We start from the raw sequence: 19,362 nt of genomic DNA, 5'->3' as shown, positions 1-19,362 counted from the left end.
AAGACGGCATGCATCCGCCCGCCGATCCGGATCCGCTCCTCGAACTCGGGGAGGGTCTCCGATTGCTGTTCGAACGCAGCGCCGAGGCCATGACGCTGCTCGATCCCGCCAGCGGCCGCTTTCTTAAAAGCAACCTGGCCTCGGCGCGCGCGGTCGGTGCGGAGGATCCGGAGCATTTCCTCCAGCTGTCCCCTGCCGACCTGGCACCCGCGCGGCAGCCCGACGGACGCCTTTCCGCCGAGGTCGTCCGCGAAGCCACCGAACTCACCCTGCGGCACGGCAGCCACCGGTTCGAGTGGTTGATGAAACGCCTCGACGGCCGCGTGACGCGCGTCGACGTGGTGGCCACCGCCCTGCCCGTCGGCGGCCGCACGCTGATCCTCACCGCGACGCGCAACATCGAGCGCAGCAAGCGCATCGAGGACGACCTGCGCGTGTCCGAGTCGCGCTGGAGCCGGCTCTTCGAGCAGGCGCCGATCAGCATCCAGATCTTCGCGCCGGACGGCACCAGCCGGCGGGTCAACGCCGCCTACCGCAAGCTCTTCGCCGACGTGCTGCCGGACCTGCCCGAATTCAACATCCGCACCGATCCGCAGCTCGCCAAGGCCGGGCTGGCACCGGCGATCGAGCGCGCCTTTTCCGGCGAGGTGGTCAGCATTTCCTCGATCCCCTTCGAGATGCGCATCGGCGAGGACCGGCCGGCGAAAAGCGTGCGCTGGATCGGCTCGACGATGTTTCCCGTGGTCGATGCGGACACGCTCGAGCTCATCGAGGTGGTGTGCGTCCACGAGGACGACACCGCGCGCAAGAGGGCGGAGCTGGAGATCCAGGAGCTGAACCAGTCGCTCGAGTCGCGCATCGCCGAGCGCACGCAGGAGCTGCGCGATTCCGAGGAGCGCTTCAAGGCGCTGTTCGAGCAGTCGCCGGTCGGGATGTCCCGCGTCGACTGGGACGGTCGATTCCTGCAGGTGAATTCGTCGTTCGCCCGCACCATCGGCTACGAGCCGGAGGAAATACTAAACCTCTCGTACTGGGACATCACGCCCCGCGAGTATGCGGACGAGGAGATGAAGATCCTCGAGACCGTCCGCCGCGAGGGCAGCTTCGGACCGGTGGAGAAGGAGTATTTCCACCGCGATGGCCACCGGGTGCCGATCATGATCAGCGGCATGAACATCCCCCGCGCCAACGGCGACTACGAACTGTGGGGCATCACCCAGGACATCACCCAGCTGAAGACCGTCGAGCAGGCCCTGCGGGAGTCCGAAAAAATGTTCCGCAACCTGTTCGAGGAATCGCGGCAGGGCGTCATGCTGCATGATGAAAACGCCAACTTTTCCGAGGTGAACCCGGCGGCCGCCGCGCTCTTCGGGCTGGCCCCGGAAGACTTCAAGGGCCGCCACCCGGCCGAATTCGCGCCCGAATTCCAGCCCGGCGGCGAGCGTTCCGACATCGTGGCCAGGCGGGAAATCGACCGCTGCCTCGCCGACGGCACGGCGCGCTTCGAGTGGTCCCACCTGCACTCCAACGGCCAGGTCATCTCGCTCGACGTCGTTCTGAGCCGCATTCCCAACGGCGACCGCAACCTGATGCAGGCGGTGGTGACCGACATCTCGAAACGCAAGCAGGCCGAGGAGGAAATGAAGCGGGCTCTGGAGCACGAGCGGGAGCTGAACCAGCTGAAGAGCAACTTCGTTTCCATGGTCTCCCATGAGTTCCGGACGCCGCTGGGCATCATCCAGTCGTCCGCGGAAATCCTCAACGATTACCTCGACCAACTCGACCCCGCCGAACGCCGCGAGCAGCTCGTTTCCATCACCAAGAACTCGCGCCGCATGGCCGGGCTGATGGAGGACGTGCTGCTGCTCGGCCGCCTCGATTCCGGCCGCATGGAATTCGTCCCGCGACCGCTCGACCCCGCCGCGCTGTGCCGGCGGCTGGTCGATGAAGTCCTGTCCACCACCGAGGGGCGCTGCCCGATCGAGTTCTCCACCGCCGGCCTGCCGTCGGAGGCATCGGCCGACGAACGGCTGCTGCGCCACATCCTGCTGAACCTGCTGAGCAACGCCGTGAAATACTCGCCGCCGGGCGAGACGGTGAGCTTCCGGGCCGCGGCCCAAGGCGACGATCTCGTCCTCACGGTGCGCGACCGCGGCATCGGCATTCCCACCGCCGACCTGCCGGTGCTGTTCGAGGCCTTCCGCCGCGGGTCGAACGTCGGCCCCGCGCCCGGCACCGGCCTCGGGCTGGTGATCGTGAAACAAAGCGTCGAGCTGCACGCCGGCACGCTCGCGATCGACACCCGCGAGGGCGGCGGCACCACCTTCACCGTCACCATTCCCCTGCCCCCTTCCAAGTCATGAACAAGACGATCCTGATCATCGAAGACGAGCCCGAGATGCGTCGCAACCTCGCCACCATCCTGCGGCTGGAAAAGTTCACCCCGCTGGTGGCGGCGAACGGACGCGAGGGCGTGGAGGCCGCGCTGCGCGAAAAGCCGGACCTCATCCTCTGCGACGTGATGATGCCCGAGCTGGACGGCTACGGTGTGCTGCGCGAGCTGCGGAGCGAGGCCGCGACGCGGGCCACGCCCTTCATTTTCCTCACCGCCAGGGGCGAAAAGCCGGACATCCGCTCCGGCATGAATCTCGGCGCCGACGACTACCTGACCAAGCCCGTCGCCAAGCGCGACCTGCTCGAAGCCATCAGCTCGCGCCTGAAGCGGGCCGGCGAGTCGGCCGCACGCTTCGATCCCGACTTTTCCTCCGCGGAACCGCTGCAGCGGGCTTTCGGCCTGACTCCGCGCGTGGCCGAAACCCTGCTGTGGGTGGCGCAGGGCAAGACCAACGGCGACATCGCCACCATCCTCGGCATCAGCGAGAGCACGGTGAAAAAGCACGTGCTCGAGATCTTCGACTCGCTGCAGGTCGAGACCCGCACGGCCGCCTGCCTGTCGGCGGTCGAAGCCCTCGGCAAAGCCTGAAAAAGCGCGCCGCCCGGGTGGACGACGCGCTTTCCAGAAGGAATCAGGGGACCAGATCGAAACGATCCGCGTTCATGACCTTGGCCCAGGTTTCCACGAACACGTCGACGAAGCGTCGCTCGTTGTCGTCCTGCGCATACAGCTCGGCGTAGGCCCGCAGGATCGAGTTCGAGCCGAAGACGAGGTCGACGCGGGTCGCCGTCCACTTCACCTCGCCGGTCCTGCGGTCCTGCACCTCGTAGCTGTTCTTGCCGGTGGGAACCCAGTTGTAGCGCATGTCGGTGAGGTTGACGAAGAAGTCGGTCGTCAGCGCGCCCTCGCGGTTCGTGAACACGCCGTGCTTCGAGCCGCCGTGGTTGGTGCCCATCACGCGCATGCCGCCGATCATCACGGCCATCTGATGGGCGGTCAGGTCCATCAGCTGCGAGCGGTCGAGGAGCATCTCCTCGGGGCTGACCGAGTACTCGCCCTTGATCCAATTACGGTAACCATCGTGGACCGGCTCGAGCACGTCGAAGGCCTCGGCGTCGGTCATTTCATCGGTCGCATCGCCGCGGCCCGGGGAAAACGGAACTTCCACCTTGTAGCCGGCCGCCTGGGCGGCTTGCTCGACGCCGACATTGCCGGCCAGCACGATCACGTCCGCCACGCTCGCGCCGGTTTCCTTGGCGATCGGCTCCAGCACGCCCAACACCTTGGCCAGGCGCTCGGGCTCGTTGCCCGGCCAATCCTTCTGCGGGGCCAGGCGGATGCGCGCGCCATTCGCGCCGCCACGCGTGTCGGAGCGGCGGTAGGTGCGCGCGCTGTCCCAGGCCGTCGCCACCATTTCGGCGATGCTCAGCCCGCTCGCGGCGATCTTTCCCTTCACCGCGGCGACGTCATAGTCGGTCGGTCCGGCCGGCACCGGATCCTGCCACAGCAGATCCTCATCCGGCACGTCCGGTCCGATGTAGCGGCACTTCGGCCCGAGGTCGCGATGGATCAGCTTGAACCACGCGCGGGCGAAGGTTTCCGAAAAGTAGGCCTGGTCCTTGCGGAACTTCTCGCCGATCGCGCGATAGACCGGGTCCTCGCGCATCGCCATGTCGGCATCGGTCATGATCGGGTTGTAGCGGATCGACGGGTCTTCGACGTCGACCGGCTTGTCCTCCTCCGCGATCTCCTTCGGCTCCCACTGCCACGCGCCGGCGGGGCTTTTCTTCAGCTCCCACTCGTGACCGTAGAGCATCTCGAAGTAGCCGTTGTCCCACTTCGTCGGGTTCGTCGTCCACGCGCCTTCGATGCCGCTGGTCACCGTGTCGCGGCCGATCCCACGGCCCTTCTTGTTGATCCAGCCCATGCCCTGGTCCTCCAGCTCGGCGGCTTCCGGATCAGGCCCCAGGTTCTCCGCGCGGCCGTTGCCGTGGCACTTGCCGACGGTGTGTCCGCCGGCCGTGAGCGCGACCGTCTCCTCGTCATTCATCGCCATCCGGGCGAAGGTCTCGCGGATCTGCGCGGCCGTCTTGAGCGGGTCGGGGTTGCCGTTCACGCCTTCCGGATTGACGTAGATCAGGCCCATCTGCACCGCGGCCAGCGGGTTCTCCATCGTGCCGGGCTCATTGACGTCGCCGTAGCGGCCGTCGCTCGGCGCCAGCCACTCCTTCTCGTCGCCCCAGTAGGTGTCGTTTTCCGGATGCCAGATGTCCTCGCGGCCGAAGGCGAAACCGTAGGTCTTCAGGCCCATCGACTCGTAGGCGATCGTGCCGGCGAGGACGATCAGGTCGGCCCAACTCAGCTTGTTGCCGTACTTCTTTTTGATCGGCCACAGCAGCCGCCGCGCCTTGTCGAGGTTCACGTTGTCCGGCCACGAGTTGAGCGGGGAAAAGCGCTGGTTGCCGGTGCCCGCGCCGCCGCGGCCATCGGCCACGCGGTAGGACCCGGCGGAGTGCCACGCCATGCGGATCATCAGGCCGCCGTAGTGGCCCCAATCGGCCGGCCACCACTCCTGGCTGTCGGTCATCAGCGCGTGCAGGTCCTTTTTCAGCGCGTCGAAATCGAGCGTCTTCACCGCCTCGCGGTAGTTGAAGGACGGATCCATCGGGTTCGTCTTCACGTCGTGCTGGTGCAGGATGTCGAAGTCGAGCGCGTTCGGCCACCAGTGGCGGCTGGACTTGCCGGCCGAGGTGTGGCCGCCGTGCATGAAGGGGCATTTGCCCGCGGTGCTGGGATCGGATGGATTCATGGAGGTTCGGTGTATTTCGGATGAAAATGAGGACTGGCATGGAAACATCCGCCACCCTCGGCGGACAAGCCTGTGGCCGGTCATCGTGAGCAGCGCGTTCCCATCTGAGGAGAGCATGTTTCCGATGCTTGCTATTCGCCTGGCTTATACCTCACCCTGCTGGCGATGGATCTTCGCCAGCTCCGGTCGTTCGTTTCCGTGGTCGAGGAAGGCTCGCTCAGCGCCGCCTCGAAGCGCTGCCACCTGTCGCAGCCGGCGCTCAGCCAGCAGATGCAGGCGCTGGAGGAGCAGCTCGGCGAGCCGCTCCTGCGACGCCTGCCGCGCGGGGTCGAGCCGACCGCCGCGGGCGAGTTGTTGATTTCCCACGCCCGCACGCTGCTGGCGCAGGCCGAGCAACTGCGACAGGACTTCCAAGGCCGCCGCGAGCTGGAGACCGGGCGACTGGCCTTCGGCATCATCCCGACCGTCGCTCCCTACCTGCTGCCGCGGCTGCTGGCCCCCTTCCGCCGCGAGCATCCGGGAATCACCATCGCCATCGACGAGGCGCGCACTCCCGCGTTGCTGCCGAAGACCGTCGCCGGCGAGATCGAGTTCGCGATCCTCAGCGACGTCACCGCCGAGGAGCGCCGCAAGTGGTCGCTGAACCTGCGCGAGCTGTTCCGCGAGCCGCTGCTGCTCGCCGCGCCGGCCAGCCATCCGCTTGCCCTTCGGAAAAACCCGCCCGAGCCCGCGGAGATCGATCCCGCCGAGTTGATCCACCTGAGCGGCGGCCACTGCCTCGCCGATCGCGCGCTCAAACTCTGCCGGATCCGCAATCCCAACCCCGGCCTGCAGTGCGACCAGATCGGCACCGCGCTGGCCATGACCGCCGCCGGCATGGGCGTGACCATCGTGCCCAAGCTCGCCGCTGGCGACCACGCCCGGCCCGACCTCGTGTTCCGCCCTTTTGCCGGCGACGGCCTCCACCGCAGCATCAACCTGCTCAAGCGCCGCGGCGCGAAGCTCTCGCCCGCCGCCGTAAGGCTGATGGACGCGCTGCGAGCCGGACCGGCCTAGCGCACGATGTTGCTGATCCGGACCTCGTCGATGTCGGCGTCGATGTTGCCGATCGTGAGCACCCAGTCATTGGTCCGGCCGTAGGCAAAGGACGCGGCCTGCTGGGCCACGAGAACCTCGTCGACCCACACGCTCACCACGCCCTGCGCGTCGTTCGTGATCTTCAGGTGCTGCCATTGGCCGGCCGTCACGGCGCTGTCCCAGACGTCGTTCGCAAACACCGTGTGGCTGCCCGCCATCACCGTCGGCCGGTCGGGCGTGAGCCACTTGTCCTGCATCACGCCAAAGGAGCTGTCCCAGTTCTGATAGAGCCGGAAAATGGACGCCACCCCGATGCCCCAGGCCTTGTAGGCGCGGGGCAGGATCCTCGCTTCAACGGTCAGCTCGGGCGACGAATTGCCCGGCACGAGGAGGCTGTCGGGAATGGTCACCGTCAGCTGGTCGCCCATGTTCGAAAAACGCACCGCCTGCCCGGAAGGTCGGTTCATCCAGGCCAGGTCATCGCTGGTGAAGCTCACGTTTCCGCCCGCCGTCAGGTCGAGCGCGTGCGGGCCCGCGTCGGTCAGGTTGCCATCGAAATGGTAGAGCGCGATCGTGTTCGCATCCGCCTCGAAGGCGTCCGGCGGCAGCGGTTGACGCACCACGCTGCTGATCCGGACCTCGTCGATGTCGGCATCGATGTCGGCGATCCGGAAAAGCCAGTCGTTCACCCGACCGTAGGCGTTCGGGCAAGCAACCGAGCTCACCGTTTCGCCATCGACCACGAAACTCACCACGCCCGCCTCGTCGCGGGTCAGCATCAGGTGGTGCCAGGCATTCAGGCCGACGTAGGACTCCCATGACGACTGCGGCAGCACCGTGGTCGCGCCCGAAACCACCGACGGCACCGCGGGCTGAAGCCACTTATCCTCGGTGATCGCCAGGCTGCTGTCCCAGTTCTGGCGCAGCGAGAAATTCCCGCTCGTACCGTTCCCCCACACCTTGTAGGCGCGGGGAAAAATCCACATCTCCATCGTCAACGGCTGCGAGACCGAGCCGGGCGCGACCAGAGAATCGGGCAGCATGGCGGAAAGCGAGTCACCGAAATTCGAAAGCCGCGCGACTTCGCCCTGGCTGCCGCCGTTTTCATCGAAGGATGGCACCCGCGTCACGCCACCCGCCGCGGCGAGATGGAAGCCGTTTCCACTAGAGTCATCGTAGTTCCCGTCGAAGTGATAGAGCGCGATGGTGTCCGAATCCGTCTCGAAGGGCAGGGCGAAAGGTCGGATGTTTTCGCCCGTGGAGGCGCCTCCTCCATCACCGTCGCCATCCCCGTCACCCGGTTCCGGATCCCCGGGTTCTTCCGGCGGAGCCACCGCCGGCGTGCCGGTGATCCGGACCTCGTCAAGGTAGCCGTCGAAGTTCCCCAGCGTCAGCGTCCAGGTCCCGCCGCTGCCGAAGGGACCCTCGGTCGAGTCACCGCTGGCGATCACGGCTCCATCCAGCAGGCACTCGTAGTGGCCCTGGGCATCGCGGGTGATCTTCAAGTGCTGCCACTCGCCCTCGCGGAAACCCGTCTGCCACTGGCTGCCGCCGACCAGGGCTAAGGCATCGGTTTGGATGAACGGCCGCGCCGGCTGCACCCAGATGTCCTGCAGCGCGCCGAACTTCGAGTTCCACGAGCGAACCAGAGCCATCAGCGGCTCGGAACCGTTACCATAAGCATCGTAGTTCAGCACGCAGATCCGCGCCTCCAGCGACAGCGGGCTCGGCCCGCCATCGGCCGAGATCATCGCGCCCGGGATCGCCACGCTCAGGGCATCGCCCATGCCGTGGAAACGCACCGCCTTGCCGGCCGGAACGTTCATCCAGCCCGCGGCGAACTCGGCCAGGCTGACCTTTCCCTGCGCCGTGAGATCGAAGTCATTTCCACTAGAATCCTCGTAGCTCTCGTCGAAATGGTAGAGCGCCACCGTGTCGGCGGCCGGCGCGTGCGGGTCACCGCCGGAAACGGACCGCACGCCGAAGGCGCGGGCGGCGGAGAGACGTCGGCCATCGGGCAGCACGACCTCGGCCTCCAGCCGTCGCGGTGCCACCTGGTCGGGCGTGAAGGTGCACTGCGCGCCGCCGATCCACGGATCCGCGCCGCCCCATTCCCAGGTGACGCGGGCATCGCTCAGATCGATTCCCGGGCAGCTGACCTCCGCGGTGACCGGCTGACCGACCAGCACGTAGTCGGCAGGCAGCGAGATCTGCGGCTGCAACGTCGTCCACGCCGTGTCCGCGCCGGGCGCCTCCGCGGCCCACACGGCGAGGCTGGCGAGGCTGCGCGCCTGCTGCGGCACCACGAACTCCGTCGTCGTGTTGAAGGCATCGCCCCAGCGGTCGTAGAACGGGTATTTCCCCTGAGCCAGCCCATCGCCGGGGAAAGTCAGCCCGCCGAGCTGCGAGCCATAGCGCGCGGTCCAGGCGAAGCCGCTCTGGATGCTGCCCAGCGGGATCCCGCTCGGCGGCAGGATGCGGTCGTCGTTCTGGGCATACTGATGGACGATCTCCCGCTGCCGCCGCCAGCCGGTGCCGGTCACGTAGCTGACGTCGATCGGGTTGCAGCCGAACTCGTAGTTGGCATTGCCAATCACCGCGGTGCGGTAGGCGGGCGTCGGCGAAAGCAGATGCGCCACCGTGATGTCGAAGGCGCGCTCGCTGCAGAACAACCACCCGGCGGTGCTCTGTTGTTTCGAAAACGGATCGAGGCAACTGCCATACGCGCCCTGGCCGGACAGCGTCGCCCGCCAGGCCCCCGTTTCCGCCAACACCTGCTCGTGGCCGGCCAGGCAGGCCGCGTCCATCTCGGCGGGCTGGCGTTTCCCCGTGCGGGCGGCAAAAGCATAACTCCGCGAGGCACAGCCATAGCCCTCGAACAAGGCCCACCACGACCAGCGTCGGGTCGTCGGCGAGGCGGGGTCATACCACTCGATCAGCTTCTGCTGGCAGACCGGATCGCCGGTCGCCGCGAACATCGCCGCCGCCGCCCAGGCCAGTTCGTCGCGATGGCCGAAGACATCGCCGTAGTGGGTGAGCTTCTGGTAGCTGCCGTCGAAGCCATGCTCGGCGATCGCCGCCAGTAGGAAGTTCCAGCCGGCCTGCGCCTTCTGCAGGTAGAGCGCGGCTTCCGCCGGAAACTGGGCCTGGAACACCGGCGAGGATCCCAGATCGGCCAGCGCACCTACGGCAGCTGCCGTAGCTGCCGTGTTCTTCGGCCACACCACCTGCGGGTCGCCCTCGTCGGGCAGCACGTCGTCCTCGTATTTCCGGTGCTGAGGATAGACGAGGAAGAAGAAGCCGCCGTCGTCGTCCTGCATCTTGGCCAGGAAGTCGGCCTCGATCTTCGCCTCCTCCAGCAGGTCGCTCTTGCCGTTGCCGCTCTCCGGAATTCCGAGATTGTCGAGCGCCGCCGTGGCCGGGGCCGCATCCGCGATGAAGGCGAGATGATGGATCAACTGGGCGGAGTTGATGGTATACTTGCTGTAGTCGCCGGCATCGTGGTGGCCGCCGGAGACATCGATCGGCCCGCTGCGCAAAATCGGGTAAAGCTGCGTGGCCGCCGACACCAAACGCGGTGCCGGGCCGCTGGCATCGGAGTTCGCCGCGGAAATGAAGCTCCAGGTATCGTCGAAGGCCGCGTCCGCGGTCGGGATCGCCGCCGGAGCCGTGTGGCAGGCGGCATGCACGTGGCGGCTGAAGGGCAGGGAAACCGCATGGCCGCAGCGCTGGTTGTAGAGCCCCTGCAGGTAGTGCCGCGCGAAACCGAGCACCATGTCGTCATCGATCCGGAAAGGCAGCGAAACGCCCAGGCCATCCACTTTCAGCCGATAAACTCCCGGCGTTTCCAGCGCGCTGAAATCCGCCTGCATGACCTCCTGATAGGGTGCCGGCTGGTAGGTGTAGCCGACGTCCGGCCGCACCGTGAGGCTCCCGGTGAAAGCCACGCTGCCATCGGCCTCGGACACCACCGAGAAGCTCGTCGCCGCCACCTCCAGCTCGCCGAGGCTGCCGAGGTAGTAGCCGACCATCGCCTGCTTCGGGCCGCTTGTCGCGTAGCCTTCGTGGTTCACGTGGATCGCCGCGCTGCGGCGGTCCGGGTCGAGAGTCACGTGAAACACGGTCGATCCGCTGCCGCCCCAGTCCTCGGTGGTGACCACCAGCTCGGTGCCCTCCGCGACCGGCTGGGCGAGGGTCAGGAAAAGCCGGTTGTCGACCCGCAGGTCGGTCTCCGCCAGCGGCGCATACAGCGGCCGGCGGCGGAAGCCGGCGATCGTGTGCGCCAGCGGGCTGCCACCGAGCGTGACCTCGCAGCTGGCGGCCGGCGGCGCGACGAAGCTGCCGTTTTCCACCAGATTCCAATCGGTCGGCACGCCGCTGCCATCGGTCGAGTTGATGTGGGAAATCTCGATCAGCTCCGGCGTCACGAAGCGGGCCGCCGAGGCCCCGACGGTCGGCATCCGACCCTCCACGCCCTCGATTTCATCGAAATCGGCACGCGCCGCCAGCACCGGCAGCAGGCAGCACGCGACCCGAGTCCATTTCACGAGGAAGCACTTCATGCGTCATCCATCGGACTTTTTCGCGTAGGTTTCCAAACTTGGTTCCGCCAAATGTGACATTCGCGCCGCCGCCCGGCCCGTTGACCTTTTCCGTTTTCGGGCGAGCGTCCTAACATGGCACAAAAAGCATCTCCCTCGTTCACCATTGCCTCGATCCTGGCGGCCGTCGCGGCCATCGCCAGCTTCTTCCAAGGGGCGACCCTCGGCCTCCTGCTGGCGTTGGTCGCCATCGTCTTCGGCCTTATCGGCGTCGTGCTGTCGCTCTCCGCCCGCAAGCGCGGCGGCATCGTGAGCTTCACCGCCGTCATCATCGGCGGCATCGGCATCGTCGCCGCCATCATCAAGGCGCTCATCTACCTCATCGGCTGAGCGCCGCCGGCCCTTACACGAGGGACCGGGAATAAAATCAATCGATCGTTTGACTTTTCGCGTCCGGCGGAGATGGTCCCGCCGTGGCCGCGAAGCTTTTCCCCCTGCCCGCCAACAAGGGCGACCGTGCCCGGCGCAAGCTGTTGATGGCGGCCCTCGAGAAGTTCGCCGCCAAGGGCTACGACTCGGCCTCGATCCGGGAAATCGCCGACGCCGCAGGCCAGAACGTGGCCTCGATCGCCTACTACTTCGGCAGCAAGAAGAAGCTCTACATCGCCCTGCTGGAGGGCATCGGCGGACACTTGCGTGAGGTCTTCGCCGCCTCCGCGGGGGAAATGCTGGCCCGTCTCGATGGCGGCACGCTGGAGTCCGCCGAGGCCGTGAGCGGTCTCCAGCAGATGATGCGGACGATGATCGGGCTGCAGTTCCGCGGCGGCGATTTCGACAAGGTCCGCCAGATCATGATCCACGAGCAGACCGCGCCCAGCGACTGCTATCCGATCCTCTACGAGGGCATGCTGCGCCCGCTGCACGAGCGCTTCACCCGCCTGCTCGCCATCGCCCGCGGCGAGGATCCCGAGCAGCCGGAGGTCATCCTCCGCGCCCACGCCCTCTTCGGCCAGGCGATCTCCTTCACCTGGGCGCGGCCCACCATCGTCCGCCGCCTCGGCGTGCGGCAGCTCGATGATTCCCACCTCGGGTCCATCACCGCGCTGATCGACGAGCACATCGACCTCATCTGCAACTCCCACTCCGTTTCACCTAGATGAATCGAAAAATCATCCTGCCCGTAGTCATCCTGCTCGCCGCGGGCACCGGGGCCTATCTTTTTTTCCGCCACCGCGAGGCCGAGGACGCGCCCGTGGTGCTTTATGGAAACGTCGACATCCGCAGCGTGGACCTCGGCTTCCGGGTATCCGGCCGCATCGCGGAAGTCCTCAAGGACGAGGGCGACGAGGTGAAATCAGGCGAGTCGCTCGCCCATCTCGATCCCGCCCCTTTCGAGGCCAGCCTCGCCTCGGCCCAAGCCGCGCTGCAGGCCGCCGAGGCCGATGAAGCCCTCAAGCGCGCCGGCTACCGGCAGGAGGACATCGACCAGGCACGCGCGTCGCTGGGTCAGGCGAAAGCCCAGCTCGACAGCGCCACGATCACCTTCGAGCGCCAGTCGAAGCTGGTCGAGAAAGGCGCCGTCGCCCGCCAGACGTACGACGACGCAGCAGCTGCCCGCGATGTCGCCGAGCAGCAAGTGAAGGTCGCGGCCGCCAACCTCGCGCGGCTCGAAGCTGGTTTCCGCCAGGAGGAGATCGAGGCCGCCGCCGCCAACACCGCAAAGGCCCGCGCCGCCGTGAAGACCGCGGAAATCCAGCTCGCCGACACCGAGCTGACCGCGCCGGCCGATGGCATCCTGCTGACCCGCGCGCAGGAGCCGGGCGCGATCGTGCCCTCCGGCTCGACCATCCTCACGCTCTCGCTCGAAAAGCCCGTGTGGGTCCGCGCCTACCTGCCCGAAGCCCAGCTCGGGAACTTCCCGCCCGGAACCGAGCTCCGGCTTTTCTCCGACAGCCGACCGGACCAAGCGTATCACGGCCACGTCGGCTTCGTCTCGCCGCGCGCCGAGTTCACGCCGAAACCAGTCGAGACCGAGGAGCTGCGGACCTCGCTGGTCTATCGCATGCGGGTCATCGTGGACGATGCCGACGGCTCCCTGCGCCAAGGCATGCCGGTCACCCTCAAGGCCGACGTTTCCGAACCCTGACCCCTCGCCATGGCCGACACGGTCGTCAGTTTCCGGGACCTCACCAAGAGCTTTCCCGGCATGGAAAAGCCCGCGCTCGATGCCGTGGCGGGTGAGATCCGGACCGGACTCATCACCGGCCTCGTCGGGCCCGATGGTGCGGGAAAAACCACGCTGCTCCGGCTGATCGCTGGCCTGATGCAGCCGGACTCCGGCGAGCTCACGACCCTCGGCGTCGATCCCCTGCGCGAGGCCGCGACCATTCGCGGCGATGTCGGCTACATGCCGCAGAAGTTCGGCCTCTACGAGGACCTGACGGTGATCGAGAACCTCAAGCTCCAAGCCGACCTGCGCGACATCACCGGCCGCGAGCGCGACGAAGCCTTCGAGCGGCTGCTCACCTTCACCGACCTCAAGCGTTTCACCGGACGCTTCGCCGGCAAGCTGTCCGGCGGCATGAAACAGAAGCTCGGCCTCGCCTGCACGCTGCTTGGAAAGCCCAAGCTGCTGCTGCTCGACGAGCCCGGCGTCGGCGTCGATCCCATTTCCCGCCGCGAGCTGTGGGGCATGGTCGAGGACCTCGTCCGCCAAGGCATCGCCGTGGTCTGGAGCACCGCCTATCTCGACGAGGCCGAGCTCTGCGGCACCACTCTGGTGCTGAGCGAGGGGAAGATGATCGCCGACGGCACTCCGGCCAACATTTCCGCTCCGCTCAAAGGCCGCTGCCGCCAGCTGCGCAATCCCGGCCACGGCAAGCGCAACCTGCTCGTCCACGCGCTCGATCGACCCGAGACGACCGATGGCACCATCCAAGGCGACAGCCTGCGGCTCACCTTCCAGCCCGATGCCCAGCCGTTTCCCCCGGAGGAAATCGGAGCTGCGAAGGAGGCAAAGTGGGTCGAGGTCGCTCCGCGCTTCGAGGATGCCTTCATCGACCTGCTCGGCGGCGGCCCGCCCGGCGAGTCGGTGCTGGCCAAACACACCAAGCCCATTCCCGGCGAGGGCGAGGTGGTGATCGAGGCTCACGAACTCACCAAGCAATTCGGCGATTTCACCGCCACCGATCACGTCAGCTTCGAGGTCAAGCGCGGCGAAATCTACGGCCTCCTCGGACCGAATGGCGCCGGGAAATCCACGACCTTCAAGATGATGTGCGGCTTGCTCAAGCCGACCTCCGGCACGGCCCGCGTGGTCGGCCTGGACCTCCGCCACAGCGGCACCAAGGCCCGCCAGCGGCTCGGCTATATGGCGCAGAAGTTCTCGCTCTACGGCAACCTCCGCGTCGCCCAGAACCTCGCCTTTTTCGCCGGCGTCTACGGCCTGCGCGGCCGGGCCGGGAAGCAGCGCATCGACCAGCTGGCCGAAATCTTCCACCTCGGGGATTTCCTCTCCGCCAAGACCGACTCGCTTTCGCTCGGCTACAAGCAGCGCCTCGCGCTCGCCTGCGCCGTCCTCCACGAGCCCGACCTGCTGTTTCTCGACGAGCCGACCTCGGGCGTCGATCCCGTGACCCGTCGCGAGTTCTGGACCCACATCAACGGCCTCGTCGGCCGCGGCGTGACGGTCATGGTCACCACCCACTTCATGGACGAGGCCGAGTACTGCGACCGCATCGGCCTGGTCTTCCGCGGCCAGCTCATCGCCGCCGGCACGCCCGATGAACTCAAGGCCGGCGTGGCCACCGACGAGCGGCCGGACCCGACCATGGAGGACGCCTTCATCGACATCGTCACCGGAAAGGAGGACTCGTGAAACACCTGTCATTCCGCCGACTCCGCGCGCTGTGCTGGAAGGAAACGCTGCAGATTTTCCGCGATCCCAGCAGCAACCTGATCGCCTTCATCCTGCCGATGGCGATGATGGTGATCTTCGGCTTCGGGCTGAATCTCGACTCCAGCCGGCTCCACCTCGGCTTGCTCAACGAATCCACCGGCGCCGCCGCCAACGGGCTCGCCGGGGCTTTCGTCCACTCGCCCTCGTTCGAGGTCCGCGTTTTCCACGACCGCGGGGAAATGGATGCCGCGCTGACCGACTCGAAGATCCGCGGCTACGTCGTGATTCCCCAGGATTTCGACCGCATCCTCCAGTCCGGCGGCGAGAGCGCGCCGGTGCAGGTGGTGGCCGACGGCTCGGAGCCGAACACCGCGCGTTTCGTCGATGCCTACTCGAACGGCATCTGGAGCTCGTGGCTGACCAGCTACTATGAAGACCGTGGAAAAACGCTGCCCAGGGACATCGAGATCGAGCCCCGCTACTGGTTCAACCCCTCGACCCGCAGCCGTAATTTCCTGATCCCCGGCTCGGTCACCGTCATCATGACCGTGGTCGGCGCGCTGCTCACCTCGCTGGTCGTCGCCCGGGAATGGGAACGCGGCACCATGGAGGCGCTGCTCGCCTCGCCGGTCACCCGCCCCGAGCTGCTGCTGAGCAAGGTGATCCCGTACTACGGGCTCGGCATGGTTTCGCTGCTGCTCTGCGTGGCGGTCGCGCACTGGCTGCTGGGCGTTCCTTTCCACGGCTCGCTGCCGGCTCTGGTGCTGGTCGGCAGCTTCTTCCTGCTCAGCGTGCTCGGGATCGGGCTGCTGCTTTCCACCGTCACCCGCAACCAGTTCAACGCCGCCCAGGCCGCGCTGAACGCCGCCTTCCTGCCGGCCACCATGCTGTCCGGGTTCATCTACGAGATCTCCAGTATGCCGGTCTTCCTGCGCGGGGTCACCCACCTCATCCCGGCCCGCTATTTCGTGTCCTCCATCCAGACGCTGTTTCTCGCCGGCGACCTGTGGGAGGTGCTGCTGCCCGACCTCCTGTTCCTGATGGGAGCCTCCGCCCTTTTCCTCGGGCTCACCGCCCGCTCCACCCGGCGCCGCATGGACTGACATGAGCTTTTTCCACCGCATCCGCGCCCTGATCCGGAAGGAACTCCAGGCCCTGCTCGGCGACCCCTCGAGCCGCACGCTGCTGTTCCTGCCGGTGATCATGCAGACGTTGCTGTTTCCCTTCGCCGCCACGCTGGATGTGGAAAATGCCAGCCTGGCCGTGTTCAATCGCGACACCGGTGCGGAGTCGCGCGAGCTGGTCCAGCGCTTCGCCGCCTCGCCCGCCTTCAGCACGCTGCGGAACGTCCACAGCGAGGCCGAGGTCGAGCACGCCATCGACACCCACGACGCGCTGCTCGCCGTGAACATCCCCGAGGACTTCTCGCGCAAGCTCGCCCGTGGCGAGGCCGCCCCGCTGCAGGTCGTTCTGGACGGTCGCCGCTCGAACGGCGCCCAGATCGCGCTCAGCTACCTGCAGGGCATCACGCAGGAGTTCACGCTCGACCGCATTGATGCCGCCGGCCGGGTGCTCCCCTCCACCGTGGTCACCCGTTTCCGCTACAACCCCAACCTCAACTACCGGCACTTCATCCTGCCGAACCTGATCGCCATCATCACCACCATCGGCGCGCTCATCGTCACCGCCCTGTCGGTCGCCCGCGAGCGGGAGCAGGGCACCTTCGACCAGCTGCTCGTCTCTCCGCTCACCCCGGAAATGATCATGATCGGCAAGGCCGTCCCCGCCATGCTGGTCGGCTTTTTCCAGGCCACCCTGATCCTCTGCGCCGCGGTCTTCATCTATCAGGTCCCGTTTCGTGGCAGCCTGCTGCTGCTCTATGCCGGCATGTTTTTCTACAGCTTGGCCTTGGTCGGGATCGGACTCTTCATCTCCTCGCTGTGCAGCACCCAGCAGCAGGCCTTTCTCGGTGCCTTCTCCTTCATGATGCCGGCCATCATGCTGTCCGGCTTCGCCGCGCCCGTGGAAAACATGCCGCACTGGCTGCAGATCGCCGACTCCGCCAACCCGGTCCACCATTTCGTCGAGGTCGTGAAGGGCGTGTTCCTCAAGGACGCCCCGGTCGGACACGTGCTGGAAGACGTCGTCCCGCTGATCGGGATCTCGTTTTTCACGCTCGGCGCCGCTTCGCTTCTGTTCAGGAAACGGAGCACTTGAGCCGGGAGACAGGATCCTTATCATCAGCATCGCTGAAGTGGTGCATTTCGGAGTTGTCCCTCTCCGAGTCGCGACGCTATTTCTGGATCGTCGGAAAACGCGCGTCCACCCCAACCTCCCACCTCATGCGATCGATCGTCCTGCCCGGCCAGCTGTTGCTCTGGCTCCTATTGCTTCTGGCCCCGCTCGTGCGTGCCCAGTCGGTTCTCACCCAGGACAGCAGCGGTGCCTGGGTTCCGTTGGCGGAAAACAATGACATCTCCGGACGGGTCCTTTCCCGCACCGACCGGATCTACCGTCTTTATAACGACAGCGACGCCACCCTCTCCAACCCCAGCTTTTCCGAGATCGAGCAGCCCGCGGTTTTCGACATCCAGTTCACGACCTCCGCCGGCGCCATCCCGGTCGGCGAATACCGCGAGTTCAGGGTTCGCTTCGAGCCCCAGCAGGAAATGAACCGCCAGGTGATCATTGCCATCGAGTTTTCAGCTCCCGCCGAGACCTTCTACTTCGGCCTCCACGCCGTCGCCACCGGCGAACCCAACATGAGCATCTACGGCTGGGGAGAATATCCCAATGGCAGCTCGACCCCGATCGCCGATGCCAACGGCAGCACCTTCTACTACGGAGTGACCGATTTCGGCACGGTCAACATCGCCTCCGGCGGCACCCGAACCTACAACTTCAAGATCATCAACAGCGGCAATCTCCCGCTGACCATCCATTCCATTTCCAATCCCAGCTCCGACTTCACCGTCCAGGGCATTTCCCCGACGCCCTCAGCTCCGCTGGTCGTTCCCGCCCAGTCGTCGTCGGACTTTTTCACCATCCTTTTCCATCCCCAGACCGAGGGCAACAAGTCGGCTGAAATCAGCTTCAACACCGACAACGAGCCGGATCCGACCTACAGCATCTACGTCAAGGGTGTCGCCTCGAACTCGCTCGCCGACATCGACGTGGTCTATCTCACCGATGGCACTCCGAGTTTCGGACTCTACGATGGCATGTCGTTCTCGACCGTGGCCGACATCGGGGGGACCACCCAGAAACAATTCCGCATCCGCAACCTCGGCAGCCAAACCCTCGTGGTCTCCAGCGCCACCGCCAATGGCACGACCGTGCTGCCGGGCGCCAGCATCACGGCCAACGGACAGGTGGACTTCAATATCCCGGTGACCTCGAACGTCGTGCAGCAGGTGAACTACACGGTCCACATCTACTCGAACGACCCGGATGCCGAGAGCGACTTTCTCTTCACCATGGCGGTGAACTTCATCGACCCCAACGCCCCGCCGGATGTCGATGTCCGCGGTGCGCCGCTCGGAGGAACCATTTCCTCGGTCAGCGCGATCTACATCATCCAGAACGGGGCCGATGCCGCGGCCGCGGTGAAGGCCAACGGCACGAAGTACGGCAGCCGCAATACTTTCGGCGACGTGCGCGTCGTGAACGACTCCGAAACCCACACTTTCTGGGTCCGCAATCTTTCGGCCCAGAATCTCGAGATCGGATCCTACTCTTTGTCCGGGGCGGCCGCGGGCGAATACATCGTCGCCAACTTCCCCGCCAACACGACGCTGGAACCCTACCAGATCAAGTATTTCACCATCAAATTCGACCCCGACCTCGCCGGCAGCCGCGAGGCCGAGTTCTCCTTCGCCACCAATTCGCCGGGCAAGGAAACCTTCAACTTCACCTTGGTCGGTCCCGCCGTCGACAATCCGATCCAGGACCTCGTCGTCGACCGCTACGACGCCTCGGACAACAACCCGCTGCCCATCGCCAACGGCACCGTCATCCAGCGGGCCGCTCTGGAAATCAACGACGCCCCCACCCCCGAACAAACCCTCCGCCTGCGGAACGTCTATTCGACCGCCATTCCGCTTGAGTTAACCGGACCGATCACTTCAGACCGTCCCGAGATCACCTTCCAGTATCTGTATGGGAGCACCCAGCCCGCCAGCTATCCTTACGAAATCGTTGCCGCGTTCTTCTTCAAGCCCTTGATCACCCTCGCTCCCGGCACCCCCGACCCGCTGGTCGCCACGATCAGCATCCCGACCAACGATCCCGACACCCCGGTCTTCACCTACACGCTCGAAGCCCGCGTTTACGATGCCACCCAATATCCGCGACTCACGCGCATCGAAACGGAAACCACCTCATTCCAGGGTCCCGACCGGCTGCGGGTCCGGTTTTTCGGCTACGGGGACCCGCGCGTCACCTACCGCATGAGCTTCAGCCATGACCTCGATACCTGGAGCATCTACAACCAGCCAGGCATGCTCTATGTCAACAGCCCGAACTCCAAAGGCACCCTGTCCGAGCAGAAGTTCGCCGAACTGATCGTCGACAAAGCCGTGTGGCCGAAGCTGTTCTCCCGGATCGGTCCGCTGAATCCCTGAGCCCCACCCAAGCTGGACTC

General features: G+C 66.1%; 12 protein-coding genes. 10 read left to right on the top strand and 2 right to left on the bottom strand.

Annotated elements, in window-relative coordinates; all coding sequences use genetic code 11:
• Positions 1–8: 8 nt before the first annotated feature.
• Both ABXH26_RS02395 and ABXH26_RS02390 read left to right on the top strand, forming a co-directional pair.
• Positions 9–2,363, top strand: a complete 2,355-nt coding sequence (locus ABXH26_RS02395) for a sensor histidine kinase (RefSeq protein WP_353565433.1) — start codon at positions 9–11, stop codon at positions 2,361–2,363.
• Positions 2,360–2,983, top strand: coding sequence for a response regulator (locus tag ABXH26_RS02390; protein ID WP_353565432.1), 624 nt, complete (start codon positions 2,360–2,362; stop codon positions 2,981–2,983). Before ABXH26_RS02395 ends, ABXH26_RS02390 begins: the two co-directional genes overlap by 4 nt.
• 43 nt (positions 2,984–3,026) lie before the next feature.
• Here ABXH26_RS02390 and katG read toward each other — a convergent pair whose 3' ends face one another.
• Entirely contained in the window at positions 3,027–5,204 is a 2,178-nt protein-coding gene (katG, locus tag ABXH26_RS02385; protein WP_353565431.1) for a catalase/peroxidase HPI, read from the bottom strand.
• 165 nt (positions 5,205–5,369) lie between these two features.
• On the opposite strand from katG, the gene ABXH26_RS02380 reads away from it, so the two are divergent.
• Positions 5,370–6,260 (top strand): LysR family transcriptional regulator, encoded by an 891-nt coding sequence (locus ABXH26_RS02380; protein ID WP_353565430.1) that lies wholly within the window; start codon positions 5,370–5,372, stop codon positions 6,258–6,260.
• Here ABXH26_RS02380 and ABXH26_RS02375 read toward each other — a convergent pair.
• Positions 6,257–10,843, bottom strand: a complete 4,587-nt coding sequence (locus ABXH26_RS02375) for a glycoside hydrolase family 9 protein (RefSeq protein WP_353565429.1) — start codon at positions 10,841–10,843, stop codon at positions 6,257–6,259. The two genes, ABXH26_RS02380 and ABXH26_RS02375, sit on opposite strands and share 4 nt — an antisense overlap.
• A gap of 114 nt (positions 10,844–10,957) precedes the next feature.
• On the opposite strand from ABXH26_RS02375, the gene ABXH26_RS02370 reads away from it, so the two are divergent.
• From ABXH26_RS02370 to ABXH26_RS02340, 7 genes are all read left to right on the top strand, one after another.
• On the top strand, positions 10,958–11,212 hold the full coding sequence (locus tag ABXH26_RS02370) for a hypothetical protein (protein WP_353565428.1): 255 nt from the start codon (positions 10,958–10,960) through the stop codon (positions 11,210–11,212).
• Positions 11,213–11,295: 83 nt separating this feature from the next.
• Complete coding sequence (locus ABXH26_RS02365; protein ID WP_353565427.1) at positions 11,296–11,982, top strand: CerR family C-terminal domain-containing protein; 687 nt, start codon at positions 11,296–11,298, stop codon at positions 11,980–11,982.
• Positions 11,979–12,968: a secretion protein HlyD gene (gene hlyD / locus ABXH26_RS02360; RefSeq protein WP_353565426.1), complete on the top strand. Its 990-nt coding sequence runs from the start codon at positions 11,979–11,981 to the stop codon at positions 12,966–12,968. The genes ABXH26_RS02365 and hlyD overlap by 4 nt, the downstream gene beginning before the upstream one ends.
• Positions 12,969–12,977: 9 nt before the next feature.
• Positions 12,978–14,699, top strand: a complete 1,722-nt coding sequence (locus tag ABXH26_RS02355) for an ATP-binding cassette domain-containing protein (RefSeq protein ID WP_353565425.1) — start codon at positions 12,978–12,980, stop codon at positions 14,697–14,699.
• A 5-nt stretch (positions 14,700–14,704) separates the two neighbouring features.
• Positions 14,705–15,823, top strand: a complete 1,119-nt coding sequence (locus ABXH26_RS02350; RefSeq protein WP_353565521.1) for an ABC transporter permease — start codon at positions 14,705–14,707, stop codon at positions 15,821–15,823.
• Position 15,824: 1 nt separating this feature from the next.
• Positions 15,825–16,937, top strand: coding sequence for an ABC transporter permease (locus ABXH26_RS02345; protein WP_353565424.1), 1,113 nt, complete (start codon positions 15,825–15,827; stop codon positions 16,935–16,937).
• Positions 16,938–17,062: 125 nt separating this feature from the next.
• A complete protein-coding gene (locus ABXH26_RS02340; protein WP_353565423.1) occupies positions 17,063–19,342 on the top strand; it encodes a choice-of-anchor D domain-containing protein in 2,280 nt (759 codons plus the stop codon).
• Positions 19,343–19,362 lie beyond the last annotated feature (20 nt).

This window comes from Haloferula sargassicola (assembly GCF_040362925.1).
GTDB classification, from domain to species: Bacteria; Verrucomicrobiota; Verrucomicrobiia; order Verrucomicrobiales; family Akkermansiaceae; genus Haloferula; species Haloferula sargassicola.
The sequence above is the reverse complement of the archived record's forward strand: the minus strand, read 5'-3'. Positions and strand labels throughout refer to the sequence as shown.

What these genes read in the sequence shown, in the direction of transcription:
- ABXH26_RS02380 (WP_353565430.1), top strand. Translation starts at nt 5,370, where the DNA reads ATGGATCTTCGCCAGCTCCGGTCGTTCGTTTCCGTGGTCGAGGAAGGC.
- ABXH26_RS02390 (WP_353565432.1), top strand. Translation starts at nt 2,360, where the DNA reads ATGAACAAGACGATCCTGATCATCGAAGACGAGCCCGAGATGCGTCGC.
- hlyD (WP_353565426.1), top strand. Translation starts at nt 11,979, where the DNA reads ATGAATCGAAAAATCATCCTGCCCGTAGTCATCCTGCTCGCCGCGGGC.
- katG (WP_353565431.1), bottom strand. Translation starts at nt 5,204, where the DNA reads ATGAATCCATCCGATCCCAGCACCGCGGGCAAATGCCCCTTCATGCAC.
- ABXH26_RS02370 (WP_353565428.1), top strand. Translation starts at nt 10,958, where the DNA reads ATGGCACAAAAAGCATCTCCCTCGTTCACCATTGCCTCGATCCTGGCG.
- ABXH26_RS02355 (WP_353565425.1), top strand. Translation starts at nt 12,978, where the DNA reads ATGGCCGACACGGTCGTCAGTTTCCGGGACCTCACCAAGAGCTTTCCC.
- ABXH26_RS02375 (WP_353565429.1), bottom strand. Translation starts at nt 10,843, where the DNA reads ATGAAGTGCTTCCTCGTGAAATGGACTCGGGTCGCGTGCTGCCTGCTG.
- ABXH26_RS02340 (WP_353565423.1), top strand. Translation starts at nt 17,063, where the DNA reads ATGCGATCGATCGTCCTGCCCGGCCAGCTGTTGCTCTGGCTCCTATTG.
- ABXH26_RS02395 (WP_353565433.1), top strand. Translation starts at nt 9, where the DNA reads ATGCATCCGCCCGCCGATCCGGATCCGCTCCTCGAACTCGGGGAGGGT.
- ABXH26_RS02345 (WP_353565424.1), top strand. Translation starts at nt 15,825, where the DNA reads ATGAGCTTTTTCCACCGCATCCGCGCCCTGATCCGGAAGGAACTCCAG.